The organism is Myxococcaceae bacterium JPH2, assembly GCA_016458225.1.
Taxonomy (GTDB): Bacteria; Myxococcota; Myxococcia; order Myxococcales; family Myxococcaceae; genus Citreicoccus.
In genome coordinates, this window is record JAEMGR010000005.1 from 30,787 (window position 1) to 52,811 (window position 22,025).

Annotated in this window: 19 protein-coding genes; 14 read left to right on the top strand and 5 right to left on the bottom strand. The window is 69.3% G+C overall.

Translation table 11 applies throughout. The annotated features are described in order from the left end of the window. Positions 1 to 30 precede the first annotated feature (30 nt). A complete protein-coding gene (add, locus tag JGU66_09050) occupies positions 31 to 1,191 on the bottom strand; it encodes an adenosine deaminase (protein ID MBJ6760910.1) in 1,161 nt (386 codons plus the stop codon). Between the two features lie 35 nt (positions 1,192 to 1,226). On the opposite strand from add, the gene JGU66_09055 reads away from it, so the two are divergent. From JGU66_09055 to JGU66_09070, 4 genes are all read left to right on the top strand, one after another. Then, positions 1,227 to 2,312 (top strand): PQQ-like beta-propeller repeat protein, encoded by a 1,086-nt coding sequence (locus tag JGU66_09055; GenBank protein ID MBJ6760911.1) that lies wholly within the window; start codon positions 1,227 to 1,229, stop codon positions 2,310 to 2,312. A 55-nt stretch (positions 2,313 to 2,367) separates the two neighbouring features. After that, positions 2,368 to 3,600 (top strand): FAD-dependent oxidoreductase, encoded by a 1,233-nt coding sequence (locus JGU66_09060; GenBank protein ID MBJ6760912.1) that lies wholly within the window; start codon positions 2,368 to 2,370, stop codon positions 3,598 to 3,600. Continuing rightward, positions 3,597 to 4,436, top strand: a complete 840-nt coding sequence (locus JGU66_09065; GenBank protein ID MBJ6760913.1) for a GNAT family N-acetyltransferase — start codon at positions 3,597 to 3,599, stop codon at positions 4,434 to 4,436. Before JGU66_09060 ends, JGU66_09065 begins: the two co-directional genes overlap by 4 nt. A 71-nt stretch (positions 4,437 to 4,507) precedes the next feature. Beyond that, complete coding sequence (locus JGU66_09070; protein MBJ6760914.1) at positions 4,508 to 5,926, top strand: cytochrome P450; 1,419 nt, start codon at positions 4,508 to 4,510, stop codon at positions 5,924 to 5,926. Here the strand turns inward: JGU66_09070 and JGU66_09075 are convergent. Continuing rightward, positions 5,898 to 8,219, bottom strand: a complete 2,322-nt coding sequence (locus tag JGU66_09075) for a UvrD-helicase domain-containing protein (GenBank protein ID MBJ6760915.1) — start codon at positions 8,217 to 8,219, stop codon at positions 5,898 to 5,900. The two genes, JGU66_09070 and JGU66_09075, sit on opposite strands and share 29 nt — an antisense overlap. 122 nt (positions 8,220 to 8,341) lie before the next feature. On the opposite strand from JGU66_09075, the gene JGU66_09080 reads away from it, so the two are divergent. Genes JGU66_09080 through JGU66_09095 form a run of 4 tightly spaced genes read left to right on the top strand, consistent with a single transcriptional unit; the run spans position 8,342 to position 11,329 of the window. Then, positions 8,342 to 8,812 (top strand): PaaI family thioesterase, encoded by a 471-nt coding sequence (locus tag JGU66_09080; GenBank protein ID MBJ6760916.1) that lies wholly within the window; start codon positions 8,342 to 8,344, stop codon positions 8,810 to 8,812. Positions 8,813 to 8,854: 42 nt separating this feature from the next. After that, positions 8,855 to 9,577, top strand: a complete 723-nt coding sequence (locus JGU66_09085) for a sigma-70 family RNA polymerase sigma factor (GenBank protein ID MBJ6760917.1) — start codon at positions 8,855 to 8,857, stop codon at positions 9,575 to 9,577. Next, positions 9,570 to 10,121 carry a hypothetical protein gene (locus JGU66_09090; protein MBJ6760918.1) on the top strand — a complete coding sequence of 184 codons (552 nt, stop codon included), beginning with the start codon at positions 9,570 to 9,572 and terminating at the stop codon, positions 10,119 to 10,121. Before JGU66_09085 ends, JGU66_09090 begins: the two co-directional genes overlap by 8 nt. Positions 10,122 to 10,129: 8 nt before the next feature. Continuing rightward, complete coding sequence (locus tag JGU66_09095) at positions 10,130 to 11,329, top strand: AraC family transcriptional regulator (GenBank protein MBJ6760919.1); 1,200 nt, start codon at positions 10,130 to 10,132, stop codon at positions 11,327 to 11,329. Positions 11,330 to 11,363: 34 nt separating this feature from the next. Here JGU66_09095 and JGU66_09100 read toward each other — a convergent pair whose 3' ends face one another. Next, the gene (locus tag JGU66_09100) at positions 11,364 to 12,554 is read right to left on the bottom strand and encodes a zf-HC2 domain-containing protein (GenBank protein ID MBJ6760920.1); all 1,191 of its coding nucleotides are present in this window, start codon (positions 12,552 to 12,554) and stop codon (positions 11,364 to 11,366) included. Between the two features lie 43 nt (positions 12,555 to 12,597). Then, entirely contained in the window at positions 12,598 to 13,269 is a 672-nt protein-coding gene (locus JGU66_09105; GenBank protein ID MBJ6760921.1) for an RNA polymerase subunit sigma-70, read from the bottom strand. A gap of 426 nt (positions 13,270 to 13,695) precedes the next feature. Between JGU66_09105 and JGU66_09110 the strand changes: the two genes are divergently transcribed. The 4 genes from JGU66_09110 to JGU66_09125 all read left to right on the top strand — a co-directional run bounded on the left by JGU66_09110 (position 13,696) and on the right by JGU66_09125 (position 17,776). After that, on the top strand, positions 13,696 to 14,403 hold the full coding sequence (locus tag JGU66_09110; GenBank protein MBJ6760922.1) for a metallophosphoesterase: 708 nt from the start codon (positions 13,696 to 13,698) through the stop codon (positions 14,401 to 14,403). Positions 14,404 to 14,609: 206 nt separating this feature from the next. Further along, positions 14,610 to 16,373, top strand: coding sequence for a VWA domain-containing protein (locus tag JGU66_09115; GenBank protein MBJ6760923.1), 1,764 nt, complete (start codon positions 14,610 to 14,612; stop codon positions 16,371 to 16,373). A gap of 28 nt (positions 16,374 to 16,401) precedes the next feature. After that, a complete protein-coding gene (locus JGU66_09120; GenBank protein MBJ6760924.1) occupies positions 16,402 to 17,388 on the top strand; it encodes a hypothetical protein in 987 nt (328 codons plus the stop codon). Positions 17,389 to 17,407: 19 nt separating this feature from the next. After that, positions 17,408 to 17,776: a hypothetical protein gene (locus JGU66_09125; GenBank protein MBJ6760925.1), complete on the top strand. Its 369-nt coding sequence runs from the start codon at positions 17,408 to 17,410 to the stop codon at positions 17,774 to 17,776. A gap of 8 nt (positions 17,777 to 17,784) precedes the next feature. Here JGU66_09125 and JGU66_09130 read toward each other — a convergent pair whose 3' ends face one another. After that, the gene (locus tag JGU66_09130; protein MBJ6760926.1) at positions 17,785 to 18,042 is read right to left on the bottom strand and encodes an acyl-CoA-binding protein; all 258 of its coding nucleotides are present in this window, start codon (positions 18,040 to 18,042) and stop codon (positions 17,785 to 17,787) included. A 244-nt stretch (positions 18,043 to 18,286) separates the two neighbouring features. Here JGU66_09130 and JGU66_09135 point away from each other — a divergent pair, with 244 nt between their 5' ends. Beyond that, on the top strand, positions 18,287 to 20,107 hold the full coding sequence (locus tag JGU66_09135) for a hypothetical protein (protein MBJ6760927.1): 1,821 nt from the start codon (positions 18,287 to 18,289) through the stop codon (positions 20,105 to 20,107). Between the two features lie 32 nt (positions 20,108 to 20,139). Continuing rightward, positions 20,140 to 21,963 (top strand): hypothetical protein, encoded by a 1,824-nt coding sequence (locus JGU66_09140; GenBank protein ID MBJ6760928.1) that lies wholly within the window; start codon positions 20,140 to 20,142, stop codon positions 21,961 to 21,963. The last annotated feature ends 62 nt before the right edge of the window (positions 21,964 to 22,025 follow it).

Sequence of the window (22,025 nt, forward strand, 5' to 3'; positions counted from 1 at the left end):
CCGGCCCGACTGGGCGAACACGCTAGGGCATCACGCCGGCTGCTTCACGGACTTCGGGCGCTTCTCGAAGGCGGCCAACGTCGCGGCAATCTCCTGGTTCACCATCCGGAGCATGTCCTGCTTCTCTCGGAACGGGAGGAACGCGCTCTTGAAGCCGGAGACGATGATGGTGGCCAGGTCCTCCAGCGACAGGCCCAGCGACTTGTGCGCGACCCACAGCTCCTTCGTCACCGTGGTGTCGGTGATGAGGCGGTTGTCCGTGTTGATGGTCACCCGCAGGCCGTAGTCGAAATAGAACTTCAGCGGGTGCGCATCCAGGCTCGGCACGGTGCCGGTCTGCACGTTGGAGGTGGGGCACACCTCCATGGGGATGCGGTGGTCGTTCACGTAGTTGAGCAGGTCCCCGTCCTCACGCAGCCGCGTGCCATGGCCAATGCGGTGCGCGCCCAGCGAGTGGATGGCCTGGGAGATGGACTCGGGCCCGTAGGCCTCGCCAGCGTGCGCCGTGCAATTGACGTTGTTCTTGAGGATGAGGCGGAAGGCGTCCAGGTGGTCCTTCGCGGGGAAGCTCGCCTCGGCGCCCGCGAGGTCGAAGCCGATGACGCCGCGGTTCTTGTACGCCACCGCCAGCTCCGCCAGCCGCATGGACGTCTGCGGATTGATGTGGCGGATGCCGCAGACGATGACGCCGCACTTGATGCCCGTCTCCTTCTTCGCCTGGCGCAGACCCTCCAGCACGGAGTCGATGACGGTGGTCATCTTCAGGCCCTTCTGCAGGTGCAGCGCGGGCGAGTAGCGGACCTCCAGCCAACGGACGTTCTCGGCCGCCGCGTCCACCGCCAGCTCATAGGCCGCGCGGTACAGCGCATCGGCGGTCTGGAGCACCGACAGCGTCACGTCGAACGCGACAAGGTACTCCTCCAGGCTCTTGCACACCTGGCCCATGTGGATGGCGCGCGCGAGGCTGTCCTCGGTGTCCGCGGGCAGCCGGACCTTCTGCTGCTCGGCCAGCTCCAGGATGGTCTTCAGGCGCATGGACCCGTCGAGGTGACAGTGCAGGTCCGTCTTGGGCAGCGCGTGCAGCAGCTCCTCGGTCACCGCCAGCGTGGGGGGCGGGGTGATGTCGGTCCGCCGGGCCGAGGAGGGGATGCCGGTGGCGTTGGGGATGTCGTCGTCGCGAATGGTGGGCATGGTCGAAGTTCCTTCCTTGCGCCATCCTCCAAACCATGTCGCCCCGCGTCTGTCCATGCACACCCCGGCACTTCGCGCTGGCCCTGACGCTGGCCGTCATGGCCTGCCACGAGCCCGCGGAGCCGGTCTTTCGGGCCTCCACCGATGCCTCCGCCCGCGCCGGGCTCCTTTCCCTGGAGGACGGCGTCCTCGCCGCCAACGAGGCCGGCGCCGTGATCCGCCTGGACCGGGCGGGCGCCGTGCGCTGGCGGGTGGCCCTGGGGCGGGAGGTGGCGGCCCGTCCGGTCCTCGCCGGAGACAATGTCATCGTGGGAACGGTCGGTGGAGACGTGGTGAAGCTGGCCCTCTCGGACGGCGCGGAGCGCTGGCGACTCACTGGGGAGCCCCCCGTCCTCACGGCCCCGGTGACGGACGAGGCAGGAAGCACCGTGTATCTGGTCGCCCCGGACGGCGCCGTACGGGCACTCTCCGTGGAGACAGGGCAGGTCCGCTGGCGGCTTCCAGCCCCCAAGGCCGAGGAGGCCAGACTGGCCCCCGCGCGTGGACCTCCCGCGCCGGTGATGGCCGAGGGACTGCTCCTCCTCGCGCTCGGCGACGCGGGCCTCGTGGCCGTGTCTGCCCAAGACGGCGCGGTCCGATGGAAGCAGCCCCTCACCGGGGTCCTGGGGTTGGAGGTGGAGCGCGGCGGGCTCTTCGCGGGCACCCGCTCCGGGCGGGTGGTGGCGCTGTCGCTCCGAGACGGAAGCACGCGCTGGAATCAGCAAGTGGCGGAGACGCTCACCGGCCCACCGACGCGACTCCTGGGCACGGTCTGGGTGGGCGCGGGCCCGGCGCAGCTCGTGGGACTCGCACCCGCGGACGGTCACGAGGTGGCGAGGGTGACGCTGCCCGCGCCCCTCGTCACGCAGGTGGGCACGGCGTTCGGGACGCTGCTGCTGGTGCCCACGAACGAACGCGAAGGACGGCTCGTCGTGCTCAAGGCCCCCGCGTGGGACGTGGCGCTCAGCCTTCGCACGGACACGTCGCTGCGAACGCGCCCCGTGGTGCAAGGCGCGCAAGTGTTCCAACTCGGACAGGATGGGCGCGTGCTGTCCTGGAAGCTGCGCGTGCCCGAGCCGTGACCCCACCTCACCCCCGTGGGATGGTGCCGAGCACACGCACGCAGGGGGCGCGAACATGACCACCGAGACGCAAGAGACCCGGTGCTGCATCGTGGGTGGAGGCCCCGCCGGGATGATGCTGGGCCTGCTGCTCGCGCGCGCGGGCGTTGACGTGGTGGTGCTGGAGAAGCACGCGGACTTCCTCCGCGACTTCCGGGGCGACACCATCCATCCCTCCACGCTGGAGTTGATGCACGAACTGGGTTGGCTCGAGGAGTTCCTCGCCCTGCCCCATCAACAGGCCACCAGCCTGCGCTTCCAGAGCGGTTCGCACGACATCGTGGTCGGCGACTTCACGCACCTGCCCACGCACGCGCGCTTCATCGCCTTCATGCCGCAGTGGGACTTCTTGAACTTCCTCGCGCGCAAGGCCGCGGCGTACCCGGGCTTTCACCTGCGCCTGCGCGCGGAGGCCACCGAACTCGTGCGACAGGGTGACGCCGTCGTCGGCGTGCGCGCCACCACGCCATCAGGCCCACTGGAGGTTCGCGCGGACCTCGTCGTCGCGGCGGATGGCCGAGGCTCGAAAGTGCGCGAGCAGGCCGGCATGTCCGTGGAGGAACTGGGCGCCCCGATGGACGTCCTGTGGTTCCGCGTCTCGCGCCGACCGAGCGACCCCGTCGACCCCTCGGGTCGCTTCGAGGGCGGGCAGTTCTTCATCCTGATCAATCGCACGGACCAGTGGCAGTGCGGCCGGGTCATCGCGAAGGGCTCGGCCGAGCAGCTCCGCGCGCGCGGCCTGGAGCCATTCCGTGCAGAACTCGCGCGGCTCGCCCCCTTCCTCGCGGACCGCGTGGGCGAGATTCGGACCTGGGACGACGTGAAGCTGCTCACGGTCCAGGTGAACCGGCTGTCCACGTGGTACCAGCCAGGGCTGCTGTGCATCGGGGATGCGGCCCATGCCATGTCTCCCGTGGGCGGAGTGGGCGTCAACCTCGCGGTGCAAGACGCGGTCGCCACCGCGAACCTGCTCGCGACGCCACTGCGCGAACGCACCGTGCGCGTGGAGCATCTGCGTCAGGTCCAGCTCCGCCGAGAACTCCCCGCGCGGCTCACACAGCGCGCCCAGGTCCTCATTCAAGACCGAGTCATCGGCCCGGTATTGAAAGGCGAGGCCACGGGCAAACTGCCCTGGCCTCTGTGGCTGCTGAGCCATATTCCCCTGCTGCGGCGCGTGCCCGCCCGGCTCGTCGGCATGGGCGTCCGCCCCGAGCACATCCACACGCCTGCCTTGGAGCAGCATCGATGACGCTGACAACCCACGACGCGGGCTCACTGGCCCTGGCCCCTCTCGCGGCGCTGTTCGAAGCATCCTTCGAGGGCTACCTCATCCCCATCCGCGTCACTCCGGCGCAGCTCGCGACGCGGGTGCGCAGCGAGCAGATCGACCTGGCGCGGAGCCTCATCGTGACGCGGGATGGAACACCGCAAGGACTCTGCCTCCTGGCCCGCAGGGGAGACACCGCACGCGTGGCCGCCATGGGGCTCGTGCGCGAGGCGCGTGGCACGGGGATGGGACGCGCGCTGATGGACGCGGCCATCACCGCCGCCCGGGCGTGGGGCGCCGAGCGACTGCGGCTGGAGGTCTTCGAGCGCAACGAGGCCGCACGCCGGCTGTACGAACGCGCGGGCTTCCAGGTCATGCGTCGCCTCGCGGGCTGGGAGCGCCCCCCTCGGCCTGCTGAGTCCACGATGCCGCTGACAGCGATGCACGCGGGGCAGCTCGCACGCGCGATGTGCGCGGAGCCGGAGCGAAAGTGGCCCTGGCAGATCACCCCCGAAAGTCTCATCTCCGCGAGCGAGACGCTGGTGTCCTACGCACTCGGCACGCCCGCCCAGGCCTGGGCCATGGTGGACGCGAGCGCACCGGAGACGGTGTCGCTGCGCATGCTCTTCGTGAGCCCCGAAGCCCGTCGCCGCGGGTTGGGTCGGCGCCTGGTGGATGCACTCCAAGCACGCCACCCAGGGCGGCGGCTCTTCGTTCCGCCGTTGGTCCCCGAGGACTTCGCCCTCTCGGTCCTCCCGCGCCTCGGCTTCACGCGCACGGGGTTGGACCAACTGGAGATGGAGCGACGGCTCACATAAGCAATCGTGCGCGGGCGCACCGGGTGGCCCTGGCTCCCGGGCAACCCCGAGGCGGAGGATGGGTCTCCATCATGTCCACCGCCTCCGCCCACGCTCCCGTCGCGTCCGTTGCTCCTCCTCCGCCCGGGCCCCGCACGGAGCCCCTGCTCGGCAACATGCGCGCGCTGCGGCGAGCACCGCTGGACTACTTCCTCGCTCAGGTGCGCGAGCATGGCGACGTGGTGCGCTTCTGGCTGGGCCCCAAGCCCGTCACGCTGGTGGCCCATCCAGACGGCGTGCGCCACGTCCTCCAGGACCACGTGCGCAACTACAACAAGCAGACCCGCGGCTTCGCCGTGGTGCGCGAGTTGCTCGGCCAGGGCTTGCTGACCAGCGAGGGGGACTTCTGGCTGCGGCAGCGTCGGCTCGCGCAGCCCGCGTTCCATCGACAGCGGCTGGCCAGCTTCGCGCGAACCATGGTGGAGGCCGCGGAGGAGCTGGCCACGCGGCTCGACGCGCGGTGCGCGCAAGGGGCCCCCTTCGACGTGGCGGAGGAGTTCAACCACCTGACCTTGAGCGTCACCAGCCGCACGCTCTTCGGGGCGGACATCGGCGCCTCGGTCTCGCGAGACATCGGCGAGGCCCTCGCGCGGGTGCAAGATTTCGCCAACGCGAGGCTCACGCAGCTGCTGCCCCTTCCCCGCGCCCTGCCGCTGCCCTCGCACCTGCGCATGCGGCGGGACCTCGACATGCTCGATCGCGTCGTGCGCGAACTCATCGAGCGCCGTCGCGCGGACACGGGGGCGCACCACGACCTGCTCGCCATGCTCATGGAAGCGCGCGACGAGGACACCGGCGAGCGCATGAGCGACACGCAGCTGCGCGACGAGGTGATGACCCTGATGGTCGCGGGCCATGAGACGACCGCCAGCGCGCTGTCCTGGACGCTGGTGCTGCTGTCTCGGCACCCCGACGTCCGCCGCCGACTGGAGGCCGAGCTGGCCCAGATGCTCCAGGGACGCAGCCCCACGGTCGAGGATCTCCCCAAGCTCGCGCTCACCCGCCGCGTCATCGACGAGTCGATGCGCCTGTATCCTCCTGCGTGGATCAGCTCGCGCGCAGCCATCCAGGACGACGTGATTGGCGGCTACCACATCCCTGCGGGCAGCTTCGTGCTCGTCAGCCCGTGGGTGACGCACCGGCATCCCCGCCTCTGGGAGAACCCGGAGGGCTTCGACCCGGACCGCTTCCTGCCCGAGCAGGAGCGCGAGCGGCCTCGGTTCACCTACTTCCCGTTCGGAGGTGGGCCGCGCCAGTGCATCGGCAACCAGTTCTCGCTGATGGAGATGGTGCTCGTGCTGGCCACGCTGGTGCCGAGGCTGAAGCTGGACCTCGCCCCGGGCCACCCGTTCGCGCCCGCGCCGGCCATCACCCTGCGCCCGAGGCCGGGCGTGTGGGTGACGGCCTCGCGCCCGCGCGCCGCTACCCCGGCATCAGGAACCGGGCAATGACGCGCTTGAGGCCCACGCTGCCACCAAACTCCACGGTGACCTTCGCGTTGGGGCCGCTGCCCTCGGCGGACACGATTCGGCCCGAGCCGAACTGTTCATGGCGCACGCGCATCCCGCGCACGTCGCCCCCAATGCCATCCATGTCCGAGGTCTGCGAGTAGGAGCGGTCCACGCGGGGCCCGTCGTCCTCGTCCCACGAGCGCTTGCGCGGCGCGACCGGCACCGCGCGCGGAGGCTGTGGAATGTCGCGCTCCTCCATGCCGAACAAGGCCTGGGGCACGTCTCGAAGGAAGCGGCTGGGCGGGTTGTAGCGCAGCTCACCAAACAGGGAGCGGCACTGCGCCAGGCTCACGAAGAGCCGCTTGCGCGCGCGGGTGAAGCCCACGTAGCAAAGCCGCCGCTCCTCGGCCATCTCCTCGCCGGTATCCGGGTCCTCGCTGTTGAGCGCGCGCGAGTGAGGGAAGACTCCGTCCTCCATGCCCGTGAGGAACACGGCGTCGAACTCCAGGCCCTTCGCCGCATGCAAGGTCATGAGGGCCACGCGCCCCTCGCCCACCTCGGCGTCCGCCTCGCCCACGAGGCTGATCTGCTCGAGGAAGGCCTGGAGCGCCGGCACGTCCGCGGTCAGCGGAGCCGCATCCAGCTCGGGCGGCACCGGCTGCGCATCCGCGGCCTGGGCCGCCTCCGCCAGAGCCACCATCGCCGCCGCGCGGTTGAGGTCGAACTCCTGCGCGGCGCCCAGGAACTCGCGAAGGTTCTCCGCCCGGGTCTCGGACTCGTCGCTGCCCTCGGCGACGAGCGTCTCCACGAGCTTCGTCTCCTGGAGCATCTGATCCACCGCGCTCGCCGCGTCCTTGGCGGTCTGCGCGAAGGTGTGGAGCGACTCCAGCAGACGGCGCACGCCCGCCAGCCGCTTCACCGCCGTGGAGTTCAGCGAAGGAATCTCGGACGGGGTCGCGAGCGCCTCGTAGACGCTCACCCCGCGCGTGTTCGCCCAGTCCGTCAACCGCTCCACCGTGGTGTCACCAATGCCGCGCGCCGGGGTGTTGATGATGCGCAGCAGGTCCGCGTCCGAGCGCGGGTTCACCATCAACCGCATGTACGCGGAGGCATCCCGCACTTCGGCGCGGTCATAGAAGCTGCGTCCGCTCACCAGCGTGTAGGGCACGCGCGCCAGGCGCAGCGCCTCTTCCAGCACGCGGCTCTGCGCGTTGGTCCGGTAGAAGACGGCCATGCTGGAGAACTTGATGAAGCCCTCGCGCTGCACCGCGAGGATGCGGCGCGCGACCTCCTGCGCCTCCGCGCGCTCGTCCCGGTTGAGCAGCAGCGTCAGCGTCTCGCCCCGGGGCCGCTCGCTCCAGAGCTTCTTGGGCATGCGGCGCTCGTTCTTCTCGATGACCGAGTGCGCCGCCTCCAGGATGATCTGATCCGAGCGGTAGTTCTGCTCCAGCTTCACCACCCGAGCCCCCGGATACTGCAGGGGGAAGTTCAGGATGTTGTCCACGTTCGCGCCGCGCCACCGGTAGATGGACTGGTCATCGTCGCCCACCACCACGAGGTTCGCGGACGGCGGGGGCGCCATCCACTTGAGGAACGCGTACTGCACGGGGTTGGTGTCCTGGAACTCATCCACCAGCACGTGCGTGAAGCGCGTGCGGTAGCGCTCCAGCACATCCGGCCGCGTCTGGAACAGCTTCACCAAAAGCAGCAGCAGGTCCCCGAAGTCCACCGCGTTCGCGGCGCGGAGCAGGCGCTGGTAGGAGTCATAGACGGTCTTCACCACCACGCCGCGCACGTCGTCCGCGTCGACGTGCATGTCCTCGGGCAGGCGCGCCGCGTTCTTCTCCTGGTCGATGCGATGCAGGATTTCGCGCGGCTGCATCACCGGATCCACCCGCGACTCACGCATCGCGCGCTTCACGAGCGTGAGCTGATCCCCGTCGTCGTAGATGACGAACGAGCGCGTCAGCCCCACAGACTCCGCCTCGCGCCGGAGGATCATCGCGGCCGCCGAGTGGAAGGTGCTCACCACCAGTTCGTTCGCCTGTGGGCCCAGCAACTGGGACAGGCGCTCGCGCATCTCGCGGGCGGCCTTGTTGGTGAAGGTCACCGCCAGGATGCGCCAGGGGAAGACGCGGCGGACCTTCACCAGGTGGGCGACCCGGCGGGTGATGACGCGCGTCTTGCCGCTGCCAGCGCCGGACAGCACGAGCAGGGGGCCGTCGCCGTGCAGCACGGCCTCGCTCTGGGGCGGGTTCAGGTCTTCGAGGAGGGCGGATTCGTGGGGGTTCACGGGTGCGTCCAAGGGGAGCCCTTGCTTCTAACGTCTTTCCCTGTCGGGTGGGCGGCCTTCCAGCACGGCCCCCCACCTGCCGGGCCGCCAGGTGTCCGGAACGGCTATAACGAAACAGGCCCATGTCCGACGCCCCGTCCCGCCCCTCCCAGGCACAGCTCGACCGCTACGCCGAGCTCTTCAACCAGAGCGCCACCCTGAATCACTTCGGCGCCACCCTCTCCTTCCCCGAAGGCGCCAAGGTCGTGGTGACGCTCCCCCGCATTCGCCCCGAGCACCGCGGCGGACTGGGCGGCAACGCCGTCAACGGCGGCATCCTCGCGGCCCTCTTCGACCTCGCCATCGGCTGCACCCCCGCCTTGCGAGACCCCACCCGGCGCTGCGCCACCATGCAGCTCTCCATGAGCTTCGAGCGCCCCGTCCACGGCGACACCCTCCGCGTGGAGGCGACGGTCGATCACGGCAGTCTCTCGACCCTCTTCGCCACGGCCCGCGTCCTCGACAGCGAGAACCGCGAGTGCGCCCGCTGCCAGGGCATCGTCCGGGTCTCCTCCGCCCCTTGGGCCTCCGGCGAGAGCCCCGCCATCAACTGACATCCACCCACTCCAAACGACATCTCGCACGCCTTCGCCGATATGGCTCCCCACGACGCACGTTCAGAGGGCACCGGAGCGCAGGCAGGCTCCGGAGACCCATCTGACCGACGGGAAGACGGCATGAGTGCAGCCGTGCAGGGCCTGCGGATGACGGCGGTTCGTGTGCGCGAGGAAACCGAGGAGTCCGCCGAGGCACCGCGTCGGGAAGACGAACTCCTGGCAAAGCGTGCGTTGGCGGGAGAGCGAGCGGCGTGGGATGCGCTCATCGCGCGCCATGACCGTCGGGTCATGGTATCGCTGTTGTCCAAGGGCGTTCGGGCAGACCGGGCGCGAGAGCTGGTCCAGGAGACCTGGGCGCGGCTCATCCTGCAACAGCAGCGTGGCCTGCTGACGGAGCTCCGCCTGCCGAACCTCGCGCTCACCCAAGCCACATTCCTGGCCGCGGATGACGCCCGCCGGACGCGGCGCGAGTCGCTCAGCGGCTCGGTGGATGAGCTGGCCGAGCGACAACACCCGGTGGACCCCGCCGCCTCCGCCGAGAAGAGATTGCTGTCCGAGGAGCAGTTGTCCCGGGCCCATGCGGCGCTCGCCGAGATGTCCCCGAGCGCCCGGAACGTGTTTCTCCTGGCCTGTGATGGCCAGGAACTACCCCATGCCGAAGTCGCGGCGCGCGTCGGGTTGTCGACCCAGCGAGTGCGGCAGATCCTGTGCGAGGTGCGCAAGCGGTTGCGCGCCGCGCTCGAGGAGGAGACCCATGCTTAAGGCTCACCTCACCCGCGACGACGCGGAGCAATACATCCTCGGGGCGCTGGCCCCCGAGAAGGCCGCCGCGCTCGAGGCCCACACGGTGGAGTGCGAGCCGTGCGCGCTGCTGCTGCAGGAGGAGGCCCTGCTGGAGGAGCAGACCCGCGAGATCGCCGCGACGTTCGCCCCGCGCGAGCACCGGGTCCTCCGCCCCGCAGCGTGGGGAGGACGGCGCATGGCAGCCGGAGCGGTGAGCGCCCTTCTGGCGGCCGCGGCATCGCTGGCGCTCGTGGTGCATCGAGGCGGCACGACACCCACGAGCCTGCCGCCCAGCGCCCACGCCAGCGCGGGCCCCGTGGTGGAGTTCGACGAAGGCGCGGAGATCCCGCGCGTCGTCATGGTGGCCTGCCCCGACCTGGCGACGGAGGCCGAGTGCACCGAGTCGGCGGTCGCCCGAGGACTGCTCGTGCTGTCCCCTGGTGGGGTGGCCGAGGTTCCTCGTTACGAGGGCCACAGTGGCTTCCCCACTGGCGCGCTCCCTTCGGGGCCTGCGTCCCTGTGAGCGCACGCGTGATGACCTTCTTCAAGAGCTGTCGTCCGCTGCTGCTCGCCCTGCTGGCCACGACCGCCGCCGTGGCGAGCGCGGAGCCGACCGTGCCCGCCGCCGCGTCCCAGAAGCCCAAGCTCCCGGTGGGCTGGTACGTGACGGAGAGCGCCCCGCAGCACTACGAGGCCAGCGTCGAGACCTCCAACCCCTGCGAAGGCGCGCGCAGCGCGGTGCTGCGCTCGCGCACGAGGGACGCCAACGGCTACGGCACGTTCATGCAGGCCTTCGGCGCGCAGGACTTCCGAGGCAAGCGCCTGCGCTTCTCCGCCAACATGCGCGTGAGCGACCTTCAGGGCTGGGCGGGCTTGTGGATGCGCGTGGAGGGCGCGGATCCCCGACTACCCCTCGCCTTCGACAACATGCAGTCGCGCGCGCTGGTGGGGACGACCCGCTGCAAGCGCTTCGACGTGGTGCTGGACGTGCCTCAGGAGGCGACCACCGTCATGGCGGGCCTCATCATGAGCGGCACGGGTGAGGCGTGGCTGGACGGCGTGCGGTTCGACACGGTGGACGCCTCGGTGCCGGTGACGGACCTGCTCGCGTCCCGTCCCGTGCTCCCTCCGGCGCCCAAGGGGATGGAGGCCGAGCCCGTCGTGTCGAAGTACGACATGGTCGCGCTGGGGCGCGTGGGCGACATCTGGTTCAACCACGGCCGCGTCAACGGTCACCCGACCTACATCCGACAATCCACCGGCACCTGGCAGACCCCGAGCGGAGAAGAGCTGTTCGAGCACGGCATCGAGGTGAACGGGACGCTGGGCCAGCGCGACGTCAAGGTGAAGGTCACCTCGGGCGGCCCCGTCACCACCATCAAGGGGACCTGGGGCCCGGACGACGTCTTCATCGAGTTCAGCGCGAAGAAGCTCACCATGCAGTGGGGCATCTACACGCGCGAGTTGGTGCGAGACCTGGAGACCCCTTCCGGCGCGCAGTGCAATCGCTACCTCACCATCGAGGGCCCTCGCGAGACGGACGAGATCGAGTTGTGCGGTGCGACCCTGGGGACGCGGCCACCCTTGACCCAGTTGGTGGCCGCCTTCCTCGAAAATGGCTTCCGCCCCATCGCCCGCAACAACTCGCTGCCCGTGCCCCTGCCGCCCATCGACCGGCGGACCAACGTCCAGTCATCCGAGCGGTCCGGCACTCAGCGCATGTCGCAGTGACAGCGGCCCGGCCCCCTCTTCCCGGGCCCCGGCACTAGAAAGCGAAGTCCCGCTCCAGCGTCTCGCCTCCCGCCTGCACCGTGAGGTGAGCGGAGTGGGCGCCCGTGGCGGAGGCCGTCGTCAGGTCGAAGGACATGCCCTCGGGCCCCTGCACGGGCTTGAGTGAGGGGCGGCCCGGAGACAGGAACACCGCGGCCGTCACCGCGCGCGCGCCCAGAGGCTGCACGAGGAGCCGAACCCGCTGACGCTCCCGCACCAGCACCACGCGGAAGTCACGCCGCTCATCCAACACCTCGCGGTGCTCCGGATGACGCGCGGCCATGGGACGAGGCGTGGCCGGAGTCCGCGACGTGCGCGCTCCCGGCATGGCGGGGAGACCTTCCTCCTCCAGAGACAGGGCCTCCTCGATGGCCACGTCACCTTCATCCAGCGCCAGCACGGCCTGGGCACACTCGCCGCACTGGGCCGTATGCGCATCCACCCGGGCGCGCTCCTCGGCGCTCATCATGCCCAGGTCGAAGCGCCAGAGTTCTTCTTCAGTCAGGTGATACCGCGGGGGCGCATCCACCAGCGCGGTGTCTTCGATGTCCGCTCGGCACTGCGCGCAATCCCTCACATGCGCCGAAGCGTCCTGCGCCTTTCCCGCCCACAGGGCCACCAGGTCGTCGCACTCGGCACGCCCGGAATACCACCAGGCACGGGCGCGCTCCGCGGAGTCCAGGAGGTCACGCTCCTGCCGACGCTGCGGATTGAGGGGAATGAACCAGCGGGCTCGCGCCTGCAGCGCGGAATCCAGATTCGCCAGGGCGGCCAGGAAGCGCTCGCGATGCTGGGCGCTCTCACCTTGCAAGGCACCGTGGAGAGACTCCCAGGTGGCCAGCGCGTGGGCTGTCGACGCCGCGCGGTCTCGAGCGGCCAGGCCTTCCAGCGAGGAGGCGCGCCACAGCTCCGCCTCATCTCCCCCGTCCCCCAGCGCCACTTCCATCGCCTCCTCGGCGGCCCGCAGGAGCGCGGTCTGAAGCGCCTGCGGTTTCTGCTCGTGGAGCCAGGCCTCGACTTGAGAGCGGCCCAGGCGCCTCAGGGCAGCCTCCACGCCCTCCGTGCCGAGCACCGTCGAGCGCCGGAGAACCTCTCCCGCTGCCTCGAGCACCTCCCCCACGGAGGTAGACCCCGAAGCCAGACGCGCGCGCCTGGCCTGGTACCGAGTGAGCGCCTCGTCGCTCATGACGACAGCCCTCCGGCGCCTCGTGATTTGAATTCACGCATGCTCATGCTTCCTCCTCGGGGCTCGCTTCGCCCTGCAGCTCGAGCAGGTACAGCCGCAGATAGGCCTGCGCTCGACTGACGCGCTTGTAGGAGTTGACCACGGTGATGTTCAGGCGACGTGCGCATTCCTCGTGATCCTCCACGTCCTCGTGGTGATAAAGCTCCCATGCTCCAGCCTCCTTTGGGTGTTCCTGCTGGAGCCGCGCGTACGCGGCCCAGTAAAGCTCCTGAGCTTCGGCGCGCTCGTCCCGGCGCTTCGAGCCCTCCACCGCGCGGGCGATCTCCGCGGGAGACTCCTCCATCGCGTCGTCCGGATTGACGGGCGCGTGCGCGAGGTCCTCCCGGTTCCGCCGGTAGAAGTCGATGGCCACGTGCTTGACGATGCGCAGGAAGAACGTCTTCGGCGACGCGCTCTTGCCGGGCATCTGCTCAGACACGCCACGGAACTGATCCAAGCCGCGGGCGATGAACTTCCCCACCGCGTCCTGGAAGAGCTCATCCGCATCCGCGGGTGAGCCCCGGCCATAACTCGCCTGAATCTTGCTGACGACGTACCGCGAAGGACGGGCCCACCGCGCGCACAGCGCTCCGAGCGGGCCACTGAACGGCTCACCCGAGTTGCGGCGGCGGGTCACCTCCGCGAACAATTCCTCATCCGAGAGCTGCTCGTACACCGGAAGGACCTGGGAGCTGCCCCAGGAGCCTTGCTCCCAGGGGGTTGGATTACGGGGATGTGGCGCGGCAACGTACCACGTTGGCATCCTCAGGCAGCCTCCGATGAAGCGAGGGCACCCGCGACCCGGACGACCGGACAATCGGGGCACCGTGAAGGGGCCCGACGCAAGGACGATGGGTTCCTGACAGTCGAACGTCCCGGGCAAGAGCCCCAGCGGAAAAAGCCCCCCTGTCAGGCAATCCACCGCTCGCCGTCCCTCGCCGCAACGCTTTCGAGCGCCCGGCCGAGCAGGCCCCACAAGCTGTGGTTCAACTCCACGCATGTGCCTCTGGCACGTGTCCGCCGGCGGTCCGGCACTGAATTTTGGATTCAGACCCACGGCCTGCTCACTCGGGTGCTCACTTTCCTTTCGGAGTCCCCCGTCATGTCCGCGCGTACCATTGTCATTGGCGACCTCCACGGCTGCTACCACGAGGCCTTGGAGCTGCTCGCCAAGGTCGGCGCGACGCAGAGCGACCGCGTCATCTTCGCGGGCGACCTCGTGGACCGTGGGCCTCAGCAGCGCGAGTGCGTGGAGCTGGCCATGCAGCACGAGGCCATCCTCGGCAACCACGAAGAGAAGCACCTCCAGCAGCGACACCGCGCCGACGAGAAGCTGCTGCCCGACCACCTGGAGACGCGCCGCGCGCTAGAGCCCCGTCACTTCGATTGGCTGGAGCGACTGCCGCACTATCTCCGGCTACCCGAGCACAACGCCGTCGTGGTGCACGCGGGCATGATGCCCGGCATCCCCGTGGAGGCACAGGACCCGTATCACCTGCTGCATGCACAGTGCATCCAGCCACCCTCCAAGAAGAGCTACTGGCCCTCCAAGGCCCCCGAAACCGCGACCTTCTGGACGAACCACTGGCGCGGACCGGAGCGGATCATCTTCGGCCACACGGTGTTCGACCGACCGCTTGTCACCGAGCACGCGGTGGGAATCGACACGGGCTGCGTCTACGGGCGCTCGCTGACCGCGGTGGTGCTGCCGTCCTGGGAGCTGGTCTCCGTGCCTGCTCGGGACACGTACCGGGGTGGCAAGTCCGTCGCGAGAATCCCCGTGCACGGCGACGTGTGCGCCTTCTCCTAGGTCCTTCGGCGTCTTCTCATTTCTGCGTCTTCAGTTTCCTCGACTTCGCGCCCGGCCGCTGAGGCCCCACAAGCACCCATTCATCCAGTTGTCGCGGGTTCGAATCCCGCCGGGGCCACTTCGTGGCCTCGTAGCTCAGCCTGGTAGAGCGCTGGCAAAAATGGCTTCAGCACTCGGGCGCACCTTTTCCCCGGAGGGGGACTCCCATGACCACGACCCAGAACCCGACGTCCCTGCCGGAGGCGCATCGTGGCCCCGCCGAGCGCTTGCTCGAGCTGGTCCTCGGTGGCTCGGCGCACCTGTGGCACAACCGGCCGGGCCTCAACGTGTCCGGCACCTGGTATGCGGCCGCGCATGCCACCCCGCAGCAGCGCGCACGCGGCCGGCCCGTGGCGCCGGGCTTGTTCGCGCCCGCGGCGGTGAACCTCTACCGACAGCTCCTCGACATCTATCGGCTCAACGCCGAGCTGATGGCGCACTTCGCCTCCTACGCGTTGACGCAGACCGACTGGCGCGACCTCAAGGTCGCCACGTGCGCGCTCATGCTCGTGCAGGAGCACGCAGGTCAGCCCGTGCGCGGGGACCAGGGGGAGATCGCCTTCCATGACGACGACTGGCGCGCCATCGGCGAGGCCATGGTGCTGCACTACGAGCGCAAGTCCCTGCGCATGCTGACGCCCAAGTCGGTGCTGCGCGTGGCCGAGCTGCTCGAGCACCCGGAGATCGCCCAGCTCAACCGGGCCGCGGGCTTTGGTGATCCGGCGTCCCGCAAGGCGCCGCTGGGTCGCTGGAAGCGCGTGGCCACCCGGTGGCTCGCGGCGCGCGAGTCGAACCTGCCCATGCTCCAAGGGCTGGTGAAGGCGGGCTACAAGGAGACGCTGAAGAAGCTGGCGCGCAAGGCGGGCTACAAGCCGTCCTCGCCGACCTTCTTCGAGGTGCTCGGGTGGAAGCAGAAGCAGTCCTCCGGGGGTCACCGCGCGGTGGGCCTGGAAGGGCTGCGCCTGGTGAAGCGTGAGCGCTTCGATGGCCTCAGCGAGGCGGAGATCTGCGAGTGGATCAGCCTGGAGCGGCTCTCCTACAAGGACGTCGTGGGGCGCTTGCCGAAGGACGTGGGACTGACGCCGGCCATCCTGGCGGCGGTGCTCCCGTCCCTCTCGGATCGCGACCTGCGCATGATGACGCCCACGCTGGAGGAGCTGGGGCTGTTGGAGGACTCCGCCGTGAAGGCGCGGTGGGAGAAGGCCGTGGCCACGGCGACGGATCAGCGTGCGCTCAACATCGCGAAGAACGTGCGTGGGCAGGCCCTGCGCCAGAAGCTGGAGGAGGCGAGCGACAACGCCGCGCGGCAGGCAGTGGCCGAGGCGACGGCGGAGACAGACGTGCGAGTCATGTTCCTCGTCGACAAGTCGGGGTCCATGGAAGGCGCCATCGAGCAGTCGAAGGAGGCGCTCGCGCGAATCCTCGCGGGCTTCCCCTTGGACAAGCTGCACGTGGCGGCGTTCGACACGATGGGCACATTGCTCAAGCCCAAGGCGGCCAACCGCGCGGCGGTCCAGCACATGTTGGGCAGCCTGAGGGCATCCGGCGGCACGGTGCATGGCGCCGCGGTGCACGCGCTGCACCGCGACGGCGTGAGGGTTCCCACCGAGGCGCGGCTCGTCGTCATCGTGGTGGGAGACGAGGCGGGCGAGGCGGGCGATCAGTTCGCTCGGGCGTTCCGGGACTGCGGCTACACCGTGTCCGCCCTGGCGCTGATGGTGAGTGTGGTGGGAGCGCGAGGCAACACGGTGCGCACGTGCGCCACGCAGCTTCGCGTGCCGTTCAGTGAGGTGCAGGTGGAGCAGTTCGCGGATCCGTACCAGGTTCCGCGGGTGCTCAAGGCGTTGCTGGACGCGCCCGCTGCCACGGGAGTCAGCCAGTCCGGCTGGGTCGAGCGTGTCATGCGGACCCCGTTGTTGAAGGTGGCCTGAGGTCGTCAGGCCTCACTCGGAGGCGGACGTGGACTACCGGAAGTTTCTCGGAAAGGCGCAGTCGATGGTGCTGCCGTATTGCGGCGGCGGGACCGTCGATGCGCCTTCACGCCGCCTCCGCGTCACCACTCCGGTCCAACCGGGCTGGTGGCGCTTCGAGGTGCAGGGGCGCCATGCGACCGCGCGAGAGGTGGCCGAGCCGGAGGGCTTGGACTCATGTCCGCGCGTCCGAGGACACCTCTGGGGAACGCGCCTCGTGCGCGACGGCGCGGTCGCGGAGCGCCTGGAGCTGATGCCGGAGGAGGAGCCGCCCCGCTTGTCGTGGGTCGTCGCCCGTCGCTGGCATGGCGGCACGCTCCTGTTCGATAGCCTGGAGTTCGAGAGCGAAGCAGAGGACGGCGCGCGGCGGGCCCTGGAGGAAGGACGAACCCTGGCCGGAGCCAAGGGCGTCAGCGCGTCCCTTCGCGCGGCCTTCGGCTATGCCGTCGTCGACGCAGTGGCGCGGACGCAAGGCATTCACTTCGCGCCGGCGGAAGTGCGCGGCAAGGTCCTCGCCATCTCGGAAGGAGGACGCACCGAGGCCGAGGCCGTTCTCTCGCGGCTGATCACCGAACGCGAGGTCCATCAACGCGCCCTGGCTCAGCGAGAAGCCGCGCGCGAGCAAGCAGCACGCGCACAGACACAGCCGCTCCACGCACGACCAGCCACGCGCCCTCAAGGACGAAGCTCACGTGTCGAGGCGGAGGGCCACCCGTCTGAGCGCGTGGAGCGCGCGCTGGAGAGCGCGGGCGCGCGGCTCTATGCCCAGCGCCGGCTGAGCAACGGGCTGCTCGAAGTGACCTATGGCTTCATGGACGAGCGCTTCGTCTCCGTGGTGGACGCCCAGACGCTTCAAGTACGAGACGCCGGGGTCTGCCTCGCGGGCGCGGATGACCGGGTGACGTTGGAGAGCCTGCCCTCGGTCATTCGCGAGGCCATCGAGTCGGACGTGCTGGTCATCACCCGACACGCCTGACCCCGACAGGAGTCACGTCATGCCCCACGCCACCTTGCGCGAAGTCTGTGCCCTCATCGGGCGAGGGGGTGGGGTGCTCTGGAGCGATGCGTCCGACAGCCCCATCCTGCTGCCGGACTCCCGCGCGCGCTGGGAGGCCATCTGGCGCCTTCGCGAGGAGCTGGAGGAGATCGCCCACAGTCATCCCGTGGGACCTCGGGGGTTCTCCCACGAGGACGAGACGACGATGCGCGCGCTCACCGAGGCGCTCGGGCGCGCCGTGCGCTTCTCGGTAGTCGCCCCCGACGGCATGGTGGCGCGCATCGGGAGCGAGGACGTACACCTCACCGCGGAGCCCGAGTGGGCCGCGTGGTTGCGCCGCGCCTCGGGCATGCACGAGGCGCCGTAACGCCAGCGTCAGCCGCCGAGCAGCCGGTTCACGAGCGCGACGTAGTCCTTCTTCGCGGTGTCTCGCGGCAGGCTCTTGCGCTGGGCCCACGCGTCGTACTTCGCGCGCCCCTTGATATCCAGCATCCCGGGACGCTTGCCCTGCACATCCCCCTCCGTGGCCTGCTTGAAGAGGGAGTACAGGGCCAGCAACTGCTCGGTGGAAGGCTGGCTGGGAAGCGTCTTCACGCGCTCCTGCGCGGAGCGGAAATCATCGTCGAGGGCCATGGCGTCTCCTGGTTCGCACGACCATAGCAACGCGCGGACACGACGCGGGTAGCGCGCCCCCCGCCGCTCCACGTTCCATCCCAGATACGGACAGGGCCGCGGGCAAAGCAACGCCCGACCCGCACGTTCCGTATCGGTTTCGCGGGGAGTTTCATGTCATGGAGCAACCTTCCAGGACATGGATTTTCCACGAATGTCAGAGCAGATTGCTTTGTCTAGCGACTCACGAGATTGTGAGAATTCCATGATTCTTTACGACGAGAGCAACCTCTCCCAGCTCTCCTGGCCCGACACCTCCGAGGGGCGATTCGCGCGGGACTTCCTCTCCCCGCTGCTGCGCCAAGGCACCTCGGCCTACGTCTCGGACCGCACCACCCTGCGCCTGGTGCAGGTGGATGACCTGGTCCTCCCGCTGGCCATCAACGACTCCGAGTACGACAACTCAGCCCTCTTCTCGACCTTCTCGCGATACATCACGTTGCAGTTGTCCGCGGTCACCGCCGAGGCGTGGGGACCGTTCCGCGCGTGGCTCGTGCGCGGCGTGATGAAGACGCTGGGGCTGCTGCTCAAGGCCTCGAAGATCGACCGGTGCGTCTACGTGGACCACTGGCTGATGCTGCGCAACCTCGGCGTGACGCTGTCCGCCGAGCAGGTGCGGCGGCTCTCGGACTTCCTGGCGTCACGCTTCCCCAAGCACGCCATCGTCTTCCAGGCCGTGAATCCGGCCACCCACGCGCCGCTGCTGAACACCTTGAAGGACCAGGGCTACGACTTCGTCTACGCGGCCCACACGCGCATGCTCGTGCCCTACAAGGCCGAGGTCAGCCGGCAGGTGCGCGAGAACCGCCGACGCGACGCGCGGCTGCTCGAGGCCGCGGGCTATCAGCTCGTGGATGGCCGGAAGATGCCGGACTGCGCGCCGAGACTCGTCGAGCTGTACCGCGCGCTGAACGGCGAGAAGTACTCGACGAACCTGCAGTTCTCGACCGAGTTCTTCGACACCACGCTGCGCGAGGGGATCCTCGAGTACCGGCTCGCGGTGAAGGACGGGCGCATCGATGGCTTCTACAGCTTCATGGTCAGCCACGACGTCGTCTCCTCGCCGGGCTTTGGCTACGACCTGAGCCTCCCGCAGGACCTCGGGCTGTATCGCGGGCTCGTGTATCACCTGATGCAAGAGGCGGTGGATCGCGGGCTGACCATCGAGCTGGGCGCGGGCGCGGATCAATTCAAGAGCTTGCGCGGCGACAAGGGCGTGCCCCGCTACAGCGCGGTGTACCTGCGTCACCTCCCAGAGTGGCGCAAGGCCGGATGGAGGCTGCTCCAGCGCTTCGCCAACGGCGGCCTGCTGCCCGCCTCCAAGGGATACCTGGGCGGAATCGAAGGCGAGCCGCCCGTGGGCTTCGACGGCATGCCCGACACGTTCTCGCCCCCCATGCCCATGGGCCCGCGCGAGGCGGCGACGGCGCTGCGGCAGGAGTTGGACCTGCTGGAGCGAGGACTCGACGAGACGGCCGGACTCGAAGGCGAAGCGCTGGCGCGGAGCCTCACGCCGCTCGCGGACAAGCTCCACAACTGGCCCCAGCCCACGCTGCGTGTCCTCGAGCTGCGCGAGAAGCTGGCGAAGCGGGAGCAGGAAGCTCGGCGCAAGGACTCCGCGCGCCCGAAGGCCGAGCAGCCCGCGGCCTCGGAGCAGGCACAGCAGCTCCTCGACGCCGCCACACGCATGGGGGAGACCGCCCTCGTGGCGCGACACCTGGGTGACGCTTCCGCCCAGCACCTGCGCGCGGTCGTGGAGTGTCTGCGACAGGCCCCAGGTCCCACCGCGGTGGTCCTCACCGCGTGTCGAGGCGAGAAGGTGGTGCTCGTCACCGCCGCGACACAAGCACTGCTCGCGCGCGGCGTGGATGCCAGCCAGCTCATGGCGCAGGTCGCGCCCTCGGTGGGCGGCAAGGGTGGAGGTTCACCCGACGTCGCCTGGGGCGGAGGCTCACGCCCCGATGGCATTGACGCTGCGCTCAGCGCCGCTCGCGATTACCTCCAGGCGAGTCTTGGCAGTCATTGAATTCCGTGTCGCGTCACCGGACTCACCCGACCATGCACCTCTACGACGAGACCCAGATCGAGGCGGCCCCTTGGCCAGACACCGAGGAAGGCCGACAGGCGAGAAGCTTCCTCGTGCCGCTGTTCCAACAGGGCCCTCAAGCCTTCTTCGAAGACAAGGCCAGCATGCGATTGCTGGCCATGGATGACCTGTGCATCCCGCTGTCCGTCACCGAATCGCCACACGACAACTCGTATTTCTTCTCGATGTTCGCGCGCTACATCACCAGCCAGCGCGCCGCCATCAAGACAGGCAATTGGAGCCCCGTCGCCGGCTTCGTCGCCAGCAGCGCGCTGTGGGGCGTGGGGTCTCTGCTCAAGGCCGCGCAGATCGACAAATGCGTGCAGGTCGACAACTGGCCCACCATGCGCAACATGGGCGCGGCCCTGGACGCGGACCAGGTGAAGCGCCTCACCGAGTTTCTCGTGTCGCGCTTTCCGCACCACGCGATTGTCTTTCCCGCGCTGAATCCCGCCACGCACTCCCCGCTGCTCAACCACTTGAAGGGGCACGGCTACGAGTTCGCGTACATGACGCATACGCGAATGCTGCTGCCCTTCGGGTTGGAGCTGAGCCGACGCGCCTTTGAGAACCGTCGCCGCGACGGCCGCATCGTGGAGACCACCGACTACTCGCTCGTCGAAGGGAAGGATGTTCCGGGCTGCGCCCCTCGGCTCGCCGAGCTGTACCGGATGCTGAATCGGGAGAAGTACACGACCAACCCACCCATCACGACCGCGTTCTTCGAGGCGGCGCTGCGTTCGGACAAGTACCGCATCCGCCTGCTCGTGAAGGACGGGCGTGTCGACATGTTCTACGGCGTCACCATCAAGGACGACGTCGTCAACTGCGCGCTCTCTGGCTACGACATCACGCTGCCGCAGGAGTTGGGGCTGTATCGCATGCTCAACAACCTCCTGATGATGGAGGCCCTCGACCGCGGGCTCGCCATCGAGACAGGCGGCGGCGCGGATCAGTTCAAGACGCTGCGCGGCGACCGGCCTCTTCCTCGCTACAACGCGGTGTACCTGAAGCACCTCTCCGCCCGCCGCAGGGGCGGATGGAGGCTGGTGCAGCGACTGGCCAATGAGTCCCTCCTGAACGTGAGCCGCGCCCGGCTCAAGCAGGTGGACGGAGACGAGAATGTCGCCGGCTTCGACGGCATCCCCGAGACCTTCGCGCCCCCGTTCCTGAGTCCGCGCGAGTCTGTCCAGCTGCTGCGTCAGGAGTTGGACGCGCTGGAGAAGGCGCTCGACGAGGCCGCCGCGCTGGAGGGACTGGAGCGCGTCCACCGGCTCTCCGAACTGTCGAAGCGCCTGGAGAACGAGCAACTCCCCCGCGCCCGGGTCGCGGAGCTTCGCCAGCGCTGCGAGTCGCTCGCGTCGGCGATGCAGAAAGACAAGCGCGCGCGAAAGTCCGCGGGGCGAGCGCAGCGCGCGGAACAGGCGCGTCAACTCCTGGAGCAGGCTTCGAAGCTGGGCGACACCACGCTCGTCGCGAAGCACCTGGGCGAGGCCCCGCTGCATCACCTGCGCACGTTGGCGGAGCTGCTGCGCAAGTCGGCTCCAAACGCCGCGGTCGTCCTCGCGGCGACCCAGGGCTCCACCGTCGCGCTCGTCACGGCCGCGACTCGGGACCTCATCGAGCGCGGAGTGAACGCGGGCATCCTGCTCGCACAGGCCGCGCCCTCGGTGGGCGGCACGGGCGAGGGAAGCCCTGAGATTGCGTGGGCAGAGGGGCCTCGACCGGAGGGCATCGCGGCGGCGCTGGACGCCACCCACGCCTTCCTCCAGGCCCGGCTGAACCCTCCGACCTGACAGCTCCACCCCATCCTTCAACCCGCGACAGAGCCGCTGGCTGCGCCGGCTCTGCAGAGAGG

What these genes read in the sequence shown, in the direction of transcription:
- JGU66_09055 (MBJ6760911.1), top strand. Translation starts at nt 1,227, where the DNA reads ATGTCGCCCCGCGTCTGTCCATGCACACCCCGGCACTTCGCGCTGGCC.
- JGU66_09135 (MBJ6760927.1), top strand. Translation starts at nt 18,287, where the DNA reads ATGATTCTTTACGACGAGAGCAACCTCTCCCAGCTCTCCTGGCCCGAC.
- add (MBJ6760910.1), bottom strand. Translation starts at nt 1,191, where the DNA reads ATGCCCACCATTCGCGACGACGACATCCCCAACGCCACCGGCATCCCC.
- JGU66_09125 (MBJ6760925.1), top strand. Translation starts at nt 17,408, where the DNA reads ATGCCCCACGCCACCTTGCGCGAAGTCTGTGCCCTCATCGGGCGAGGG.
- JGU66_09070 (MBJ6760914.1), top strand. Translation starts at nt 4,508, where the DNA reads ATGTCCACCGCCTCCGCCCACGCTCCCGTCGCGTCCGTTGCTCCTCCT.
- JGU66_09085 (MBJ6760917.1), top strand. Translation starts at nt 8,855, where the DNA reads ATGGCTCCCCACGACGCACGTTCAGAGGGCACCGGAGCGCAGGCAGGC.
- JGU66_09065 (MBJ6760913.1), top strand. Translation starts at nt 3,597, where the DNA reads ATGACGCTGACAACCCACGACGCGGGCTCACTGGCCCTGGCCCCTCTC.
- JGU66_09115 (MBJ6760923.1), top strand. Translation starts at nt 14,610, where the DNA reads ATGACCACGACCCAGAACCCGACGTCCCTGCCGGAGGCGCATCGTGGC.
- JGU66_09140 (MBJ6760928.1), top strand. Translation starts at nt 20,140, where the DNA reads ATGCACCTCTACGACGAGACCCAGATCGAGGCGGCCCCTTGGCCAGAC.
- JGU66_09130 (MBJ6760926.1), bottom strand. Translation starts at nt 18,042, where the DNA reads ATGGCCCTCGACGATGATTTCCGCTCCGCGCAGGAGCGCGTGAAGACG.
- JGU66_09090 (MBJ6760918.1), top strand. Translation starts at nt 9,570, where the DNA reads ATGCTTAAGGCTCACCTCACCCGCGACGACGCGGAGCAATACATCCTC.
- JGU66_09080 (MBJ6760916.1), top strand. Translation starts at nt 8,342, where the DNA reads ATGTCCGACGCCCCGTCCCGCCCCTCCCAGGCACAGCTCGACCGCTAC.
- JGU66_09110 (MBJ6760922.1), top strand. Translation starts at nt 13,696, where the DNA reads ATGTCCGCGCGTACCATTGTCATTGGCGACCTCCACGGCTGCTACCAC.
- JGU66_09100 (MBJ6760920.1), bottom strand. Translation starts at nt 12,554, where the DNA reads ATGAGCGACGAGGCGCTCACTCGGTACCAGGCCAGGCGCGCGCGTCTG.
- JGU66_09060 (MBJ6760912.1), top strand. Translation starts at nt 2,368, where the DNA reads ATGACCACCGAGACGCAAGAGACCCGGTGCTGCATCGTGGGTGGAGGC.